8 protein-coding genes are annotated in these 7,483 nt (G+C 65.4%); 7 read left to right on the top strand and 1 reads right to left on the bottom strand.

The genetic code is table 11. From position 1 onward, the window contains the following. The first annotated feature begins 222 nt into the window (after positions 1 to 222). The 5 genes from L286_RS37275 to ispZ all read left to right on the top strand — a co-directional run bounded on the left by L286_RS37275 (position 223) and on the right by ispZ (position 5,502). Positions 223 to 1,623 (top strand): amino acid permease, encoded by a 1,401-nt coding sequence (locus L286_RS37275; protein ID WP_021223572.1) that lies wholly within the window; start codon positions 223 to 225, stop codon positions 1,621 to 1,623. Positions 1,624 to 1,663: 40 nt separating this feature from the next. Further along, a complete protein-coding gene (gene dapF, locus L286_RS37270; RefSeq protein ID WP_021223571.1) occupies positions 1,664 to 2,464 on the top strand; it encodes a diaminopimelate epimerase in 801 nt (266 codons plus the stop codon). Between the two features lies 1 nt (position 2,465). After that, positions 2,466 to 3,797: a tRNA (N(6)-L-threonylcarbamoyladenosine(37)-C(2))-methylthiotransferase MtaB gene (gene mtaB / locus L286_RS37265; RefSeq protein ID WP_021223570.1), complete on the top strand. Its 1,332-nt coding sequence runs from the start codon at positions 2,466 to 2,468 to the stop codon at positions 3,795 to 3,797. Further along, entirely contained in the window at positions 3,794 to 4,732 is a 939-nt protein-coding gene (gene ftsY, locus L286_RS37260; RefSeq protein WP_021223569.1) for a signal recognition particle-docking protein FtsY, read from the top strand. The genes mtaB and ftsY overlap by 4 nt, the downstream gene beginning before the upstream one ends. Positions 4,733 to 4,836: 104 nt before the next feature. Further along, entirely contained in the window at positions 4,837 to 5,502 is a 666-nt protein-coding gene (ispZ, locus tag L286_RS37255; RefSeq protein WP_013040918.1) for a septation protein IspZ, read from the top strand. A 33-nt stretch (positions 5,503 to 5,535) separates the two neighbouring features. Here the strand turns inward: ispZ and L286_RS37250 are convergent, their stop codons facing one another. Further along, positions 5,536 to 6,093: a urate hydroxylase PuuD gene (locus tag L286_RS37250; RefSeq protein ID WP_013040919.1), complete on the bottom strand. Its 558-nt coding sequence runs from the start codon at positions 6,091 to 6,093 to the stop codon at positions 5,536 to 5,538. A 213-nt stretch (positions 6,094 to 6,306) separates the two neighbouring features. On the opposite strand from L286_RS37250, the gene L286_RS37245 reads away from it, so the two are divergent. After that, positions 6,307 to 6,921: a superoxide dismutase gene (locus L286_RS37245; RefSeq protein ID WP_013040920.1), complete on the top strand. Its 615-nt coding sequence runs from the start codon at positions 6,307 to 6,309 to the stop codon at positions 6,919 to 6,921. Between the two features lie 123 nt (positions 6,922 to 7,044). Further along, complete coding sequence (locus L286_RS37240; RefSeq protein WP_007682318.1) at positions 7,045 to 7,482, top strand: hemerythrin domain-containing protein; 438 nt, start codon at positions 7,045 to 7,047, stop codon at positions 7,480 to 7,482. Position 7,483: the final 1 nt, after the last annotated feature.

Here is a 7,483-nt window from a genome sequence, read left to right as displayed (position 1 = left end):
CGCGCCCAGCCCAAGGCAGCGGGACCCCGGATCAAGTCCGGGGTGACGAATAGGGGAACGTCCGCTCTCCACCCAAATTTGTCGCTCCCGCGAAGGCGGGAATGACGATAGCCTTACGGAAAGACCTTACCCCCACCAGCCCCCATTACAGAACGCTCGAAAAAAATTCCCCTTGCCAGCCACCCCCAACCCGGCAACCCCTGCACAGGAAGGGAGACCGCAATGAGCTGGACGCGCCGCAAACCGATGGAGGCGATGATGCCCGCCCATGAAGGGCACAGGCTGGCGCGCACCCTGTCCTGGCCGCATCTGCTGGCGCTGGGCGTGGGGGCCATCGTCGGCACGGGCATATTGACCCTGATCGGCGTCGGCGCGGACCGGGCGGGACCGGCGGTGCTGCTGTCCTTCGCCATTGCGGGCGCGATCTGCGCCTGCGCCGCGCTGGCCTATGCGGAACTTTCCACCATGATGCCCGCCGCCGGGAGCGCCTACAGCTACAGCTATGCCGTGCTGGGGGAGGGCATCGCCTGGATCGTCGGATGGAGCCTGATCCTGGAATATTCGCTGGTGGTGTCGACCGTGGCGGTCGGCTGGTCGGGCTATGCCGCGCCGCTGCTGACCTCGGCGGGCTTCCCGGACCTGCTGACCAGAGGGCGGGAACTGGGCGGCCTCGTCAACCTGCCCGCCATCTTCATCATCGCCGTCGTCGCCGCGCTGCTGATGCTGGGCACGCATGAAAGCGCCCGGCTCAACAGCCTGCTCGTCCTCATCAAGATCGCGACATTGAGCCTGTTCGTCGCCATCGCCCTCCCCGCCTTCGACGCGCAGAATCTCCAACCCTTCATGCCCTTCGGCTTCGCCAAGTCGATGGGGCCGGACGGGGTGGAGCGCGGCGTCATGGCGGCGGCGGCGATCATCTTCTTCGCCTTCTACGGCTTCGACGCCATCTCCACGGCGGCGGAGGAGGCGAAGAATCCGGAGCGCGACCTGGCCATCGGCATCGTCGGTTCGCTGTTTGCCTGCACGCTCATCTATGTGGCTGTAGCGGCGGCTGCGGTGGGGGCGATGCCCTTCACCCGCTTCGCCGACAGCCCGGAGCCGCTGGCGCTGATCCTGCGCGAAATGGGCGAGGGGCAGGTGGCGCGCATCGTCGCCATCGCGGCGGTGATCGCCCTGCCGACCGTGCTGCTGGGCTTCCTCTACGGCCAGAGCCGCATCTTCCTGGTCATGGCCCGCGACGGCTTCCTGCCGCAAGGGCTGGCGCAAATCTCCAGGCGCGGCACCCCCGCCCGCATCACCGCCGTCACTGCCCTATTGGTCGCCATCGTCGCAGGCCTGCTGCCCATCGACGAGATCGCGGCGCTGGCCAATGCGGGCACGCTGATCGCCTTCACCGCCGTGGGCGCCTGCCTGCTGATCCTGCGGCGGCGCAGCCCGGACATGAAACGCCCCTTCCGCACGCCCGCCGGATGGCTGGTGGGCCTCGGCGCCATCGGCGGCTGCGCCTATCTGTTCGTCAGCCTGCCGGTGAAGACCATCATCGCCTGCCTGATCTGGAACGCCATCGGCCTGGCCGTCTATTTCCTCTATGGACGCAAGCGGGCATCCCTGAGCACCGCTTAGGGTGGCTTTTTCGCCTCTTAGGCCCTACATGCGCCGCACTATGGGCCGTTTTTCGAAAATGCATGGACTGGGCAACGACTTCGTCGTGATCGACGCGCGGGAAAGCACGCTCGACATGACGGAGGCGCGCGCCATGGCCATAGCCGACCGCCATGCCGGGATCGGCTGCGACCAGCTCATCCTGATCGGCAATAGCGACCGTGCCGACGTGTCGATGCGCATCTTCAACAGCGACGGCAGCGAAGTGGAGGCCTGCGGCAACGCGACCCGCTGCGTGCCCCTGTTCGTCGGCCGCGACGTGCTGATCGAGACGAAGGCCGGCCTGCTGGACGCGAAGGCCGTCGACGGCGGCGCGAGCGTCGACATGGGCCAGCCCCGGCTGGAATGGGACGCGATTCCCCTCGCCTACGCCATGGACACGCTGGCCATGCCGGTAAGCTGGGAAGACCTGCCTGCCCCGGTGGCGGTCAATGTCGGCAATCCGCACGTGATCTTCTTCCTGGACGATCTGGACGGTGTGAACTTCGACCGTCTGGGGCCGCTGATCGAGCATGATCCGCTCTTCCCCGCCCGCGTGAACGTGAACTTCGCTCAGATCGCCGGCAACAATCATATCCGCCTGGTCGTCTGGGAACGCGGCGCCGGGCTGACCCGCGCCTGCGGCACCGGCGCCTGCGCGACGGCGGTGGCGGCGGTGCGGCGCAAGCTGATGAGCGGCCCCACCACGGTCAGCCTGCCGGGCGGCGACCTGGTGATCGACTGGACGCCGGGCGGGCACATCATGATGACCGGCCCCGCCACCCATGTCTTCGACGGCGAGGCTGACTGGGCGCGCTTCTGACATGAGCGGGCCGCAGATCATCACGCTCGGCTGCCGCCTCAACATCGCGGAAAGCGAGGCGATTCGGGAGATGGCGGGCGGCCGGGACGATCTGATCGTCGTCAATAGCTGCGCGGTAACGGCCGAAGCGGTGCGCCAGACACGGCAAGCCATCCGCCGCGCCCGCCGCGACCGCCCCGATGCGCGGATCATGGTGACTGGCTGCGCGGCCCAGACAGAACCGGAAGCCTTCGCCGCCATGGCCGAGGTCGACGCAGTGATCGGCAACCGGGAAAAGATGGACGCCAGTCACTACACGTCATCCCAGCGAAGGCTGGGATCTCAGGCGATAGGGCACGGCGTCGGGCCTGGGATCCCAGCTTTCGCTGGGATGACGGATGAGGTGAGGGCGGCGGAGAGGGTCAAAGTCTCCGACATCATGTCGGTCCGCGAGACCGCCCCTCATATGGCGAGCGCCTTCGCCGAACATGCCCGCGCTTTCCTGGAGGTGCAGAATGGCTGCGACCACCGCTGCACCTTCTGCATCATCCCCTATGGCCGGGGGAACAGCCGCTCCGTCCCGGCGGGCGCCGTCATCGACAAGGCCCGCGAACTGGTCGACGCGGGCTACAAGGAAATCGTCCTCACCGGCGTCGACGTCACCAGCTACGGCCCCGACCTGCCCGGCGCGCCTTCCCTCGGCCTGCTGATCGAGCGCCTGTTGAAGGGCGTGCCCGACCTCCCGCGCCTGCGCCTCTCCTCGCTCGACAGCGTGGAAATCGACGAGCGGCTGTTCGACCTCATCGCCCATGAACCGCGCATGATGCCGCACCTCCACCTCTCGCTCCAGGCGGGCGACGACATGATCCTGAAGCGCATGAAGCGTCGCCACAGCCGCGCCGACGCCGTCCGCATCGTGGAGCGGCTCAAGGCCGCCCGCCCCGACATCAGCATCGGCGCCGACATCATCGCCGGCTTCCCGACCGAGGATGAGGCCATGTTCGAAAACAGCCTCAGGCTGGTTGAGGAATGCGCCATCGTCCACGGCCATATCTTCCCCTATTCCCCGCGCACCGGCACCCCCGCCGCCCGCATGCCGCAGGTCGACCGCGCCGCCGTCAAGGACCGCGCCGCCCGCCTCCGCTCGGCCTGCGAGGCGCAGCGGGAAGGCTGGCTGCGAAGCCTCATCGGTTCGACCCAATCCGTGCTGGTCGAACGCAACGGACTTTCGGGCCATGCCGAAAATTTCGCCCCGGTGCGTTTCGCAACGCCGCAAACGCCCTCCTCCATCATCCATGCGAAGATTACGGCCCTTGAGAATGGCGCGCTGATCGCGCAAGAGGCGCAGCAATGACTGAACCCGGCACAAGCTGGCGCGATCGCCTCTTCGGCGGCCTGAAGCGCACGTCCGACAAGCTCGGCGAAAATCTCACCGGCCTCTTCACCAAGGCCGCGCTGGACGAGCAGACGCTGGACGAGATCGAGGAAGCGCTGATCGTCAGCGACCTTGGCCCCGCCATGGCCGCCCGCGTGCGCGACCGCCTGTCCGAAGGCCGCTACAATCGCGAACTGACGGAAGATTATCTGCGCGAGATCATCGCGGAGGAGATCGAAAAGACCCTCGCCCCCGTCGCCCGCCCGCTGGAGATCGAGGCGTTCCCGCGCCCCCAGGTCATATTGGTCATCGGCGTCAACGGCTCCGGCAAGACCACCACCATCGCCAAGCTGGCCAATAATTTCCTGGAGCAGGATTATGGCGTGATGCTGGCGGCGGGCGACACGTTCCGCGCCGCCGCCATCGGCCAGCTCAAGGTCTGGGCGGATCGCCTGGGCATCCCCATCGTCGCGGGCAAGGAGGGCGGCGACGCGGCAGGCATCGTGTTCGACGCCGTCAAGCAGGCGACCGCCACCGGCATCGACGTGCTGATCGTGGACACGGCCGGGCGCCTCCAGAACAAGACCGAACTGATGGACGAACTGGCGAAGATCCGCCGCGTGCTGGGCCGGTTGAACCCGGCGGCGCCGCACGACGTCGTGCTGGTGCTGGACGCCACCACGGGGCAGAATGCGTTGAACCAGATCGAGGTGTTCAAGGAAGTCGCGCAGGTGACGGGGCTGGTCATGACCAAGCTGGACGGCACGGCGCGGGGCGGCGTGCTGGTCGCGGCGGCGGAGAAATATCGCCTGCCCATCCACGCCATCGGCGTGGGCGAGAAGATCGAGGATCTGCGCCCCTTCGATCCGGGCGACATGGCGCGGGCAATCGCGGGGACGGCCTATGCGCGGTGAAATCATGCGCTGCAAAGAAATAGCGTGCTCCTGCGAAGGCAGGAGCCCAGTTCGGACGGCGGGCCTGGGCTCCTGCCTTCGCAGGAGCACCGGAGCACCTAGTCATGGCTGACCCCCAAAAACCTACCTCCAAGAAATCCGCCCATAACGGCAATCTCAGCCTGGCGCTGGACTTCGGCCCGCTCCTCGTCTTCTTCCTGACCTACAAGGGCGCGGGGTGGCTGTGGGGTCCGGGCAATCCGATCACCGCCATGACTTTCGGCACCGCCGCCTTCATGGCCGCCATCGTCGTCGCCGTCATCGTGTCGAAGGTGAAGCTGGGCCGCGTGTCGCCCATGCTCTGGCTCTCGGCGCTGCTGATCCTCTTCTTCGGCGGCCTCACCATCTATTTCCGCGACCAGAGCTTCATCCAGATCAAGCCGACCATCATCTACGCCTTCTTCGCGCTGATGCTGTTCGCGGGGCTGATGCGCGGCAAGGCGCTGCTCAAATATCTGCTCCAGGCCGCCTATGACGGACTGACCGAAGAGGGCTGGCGCAAGCTGTCGCGCAACTGGGCCTTTTTCTTCGTCTTCATGGCGCTCGCCAACGAAATCATGCGCCGGACGATGAGCTTCGATAGCTGGCTCGCCGTCAAGGTGTGGGGCGTGACCGTCGTGTCGGTCGTCTTCGCCGCCGCCAACATACCGATGCTGATGCGCCACGGCCTGGACCTGGGCGAAAAGCTGGACAGCGAGGATGTCGGCGAAACCACCCCGCCGCAGGGATAGGGGCAGGCGCCACGGGACGCCCGCCCCGCCAGATCAACTGAAATTGACCATGCAATAGAGCATCGCCAGCGACAGCAGGGTGTTGAGGCGGCTGAACATCATCGCGGTCGTTGCCGCCTTCGCCTTTGCGTCGTCCTCCGCCGGAACGATGCCCAGCGCCTTCTTCTGGTTCGGCCAGATCAGGAACCAGACGTTGAACGCCATGATCAGCGCCAGCCACATGCCGATGCCGATCAGCGTGTAGGGCGCCTGCACCAGCAGCGCCTGATGCACATAACCCGCCAGCCAGGCGACGATCAGGCCCGTCAGCACCGTAAAGGCCGCCGCCCAGCGAAAGTAGAACAGAGCGGCGGGCGCGATATGCTTGGAAACGCCCGGTTTCAATTCCGCCGGGATTTTCGGCATGGTCGGGATCTGGACGAAGTTGAAATAATAAAGCAGCCCGATCCAGGTGATGCCGAAGAAGAGGTGCAGCCAGCGGAAGACCGCGTTGGCGTCGACCAGCCCGGCATGCGCGCCGAACATGACCACGATCGCGAGCAGCAGCCCCGCGACCAGCACGAGATTCAGATTGCCGAAGAATTTTGCCATGGACCCTTCCCCCAAGTTCCGACCGCCGCATTCTCCGGGCGGCCTGACCGGCAATTCTATGCCATCGTTACGCCGCTGTCACATGGATATTTCCGCATCTTGGACGAAAATATCCTGTTTTCCGTAAGGCGGTAACACTGCTAGGGGCGGGGAGCCTTCCGGCCGCATCGTCGTTATGCGGCCACCCGACCCAAGAACCCGAGGAGTTCCGACATGGCCTTTGTTCTGCCCCCCCTTCCCTATGCCAAGGATGCCTTTGGCGACATTCTGACCGCCGAAACCTTCGACTTCCACCATGGCAAGCACCACAATGCCTATGTCGTGAAGGCCAATGAACTGGTCGCCGCCGACGCCTCGCTCCAGGGCAAGTCGCTGGTCGAACTGATCAAGTCGTCCAAGGGCGGCCTGTTCAACCAGGTCGGCCAGATCTGGAACCACACATTCTACTGGCAGTCGCTCTCGCCCGCCAAGACCGCGCCGAGCGGCGACCTGCTCGCCAAGATTGAGGAAGCCTTCGGTTCGGTCGACGCCCTGATCGAGAAGCTGAAGGCCGAAGCCGTCGGCCATTTCGCCAGCGGCTGGGCCGCGCTGATCCTGAAGGACGGTAAGCTGGAAGTCACCAGCTATCACGACGCCGACACGCCCGTCGCGCATGAGGGCCATGCGCCGCTGCTGATCCTCGATGTCTGGGAACATGCCTATTATATCGACTATCGCAACGCCCGCCCCAACTATGCCGACCGCGTCCTGAAGGAAGCGATCAACTGGGATTTCGCCGCCCAGAATCTGGATGGCCAGGGCGTCAGCCGCGCCGACCAGCCGGCCTGAAAGCCGGGATGCCCGCCGCGTGGAATGCGTGGCGGGCATCCGTTCAAACCTTTGTAAATTCCCGACAACCGTTTCTTAACCCCGTCATTGGAAAATGCCCGGCGGGGATGAGGAAAACGGTGCATGGACCTCGACGAATTGCAGAGGCAGCATGATGAGATCGAGGCGATGATCGCCCGCTTTCATCAGGCGATCGCGGACGAGAATATTCCGCAAAGGCTTGGCCCGCTGCGCTGGCAGTTCGCGCGCCTGCTGATGGCGCATCTGGCGCTGGAAGATCGCATCTTCTACCCCAATATGCAGCGGCAGCCGCATGAAAAGCTGCGCGGCACGGCGGCGCGCCTCGAAAGCGAAATGGCGCCCATGGCCAGCGACTTCGCCGCCTATATGGCGCGCTGGAGCGATGATCGGATCGAACGCGAATGGGCGGATTTCTGTCGTGAAACCCGTGAGATGCTGGCCGGCATCCTGAACCGCCTGCAAAAGGAGGAAGGGCTGCTGATGCCCTTGCTGTTCGACGCCGGGCTGATCGAATCGTCCCGGATCAGGCGGGCAGGCTGAT

Origin of the sequence: Sphingobium sp. HDIP04 (assembly GCF_000445085.1) — a bacterium.
GTDB lineage: Bacteria > Pseudomonadota > Alphaproteobacteria > Sphingomonadales > Sphingomonadaceae > Sphingobium > Sphingobium indicum.
The sequence above is the reverse complement of the archived record's forward strand: the minus strand, read 5'-3'. Positions and strand labels throughout refer to the sequence as shown.

What these genes read in the sequence shown, in the direction of transcription:
- L286_RS37275 (WP_021223572.1), top strand. Translation starts at nt 223, where the DNA reads ATGAGCTGGACGCGCCGCAAACCGATGGAGGCGATGATGCCCGCCCAT.
- ispZ (WP_013040918.1), top strand. Translation starts at nt 4,837, where the DNA reads ATGGCTGACCCCCAAAAACCTACCTCCAAGAAATCCGCCCATAACGGC.
- L286_RS37240 (WP_007682318.1), top strand. Translation starts at nt 7,045, where the DNA reads ATGGACCTCGACGAATTGCAGAGGCAGCATGATGAGATCGAGGCGATG.
- dapF (WP_021223571.1), top strand. Translation starts at nt 1,664, where the DNA reads ATGGGCCGTTTTTCGAAAATGCATGGACTGGGCAACGACTTCGTCGTG.
- ftsY (WP_021223569.1), top strand. Translation starts at nt 3,794, where the DNA reads ATGACTGAACCCGGCACAAGCTGGCGCGATCGCCTCTTCGGCGGCCTG.
- L286_RS37250 (WP_013040919.1), bottom strand. Translation starts at nt 6,093, where the DNA reads ATGGCAAAATTCTTCGGCAATCTGAATCTCGTGCTGGTCGCGGGGCTG.
- mtaB (WP_021223570.1), top strand. Translation starts at nt 2,466, where the DNA reads ATGAGCGGGCCGCAGATCATCACGCTCGGCTGCCGCCTCAACATCGCG.
- L286_RS37245 (WP_013040920.1), top strand. Translation starts at nt 6,307, where the DNA reads ATGGCCTTTGTTCTGCCCCCCCTTCCCTATGCCAAGGATGCCTTTGGC.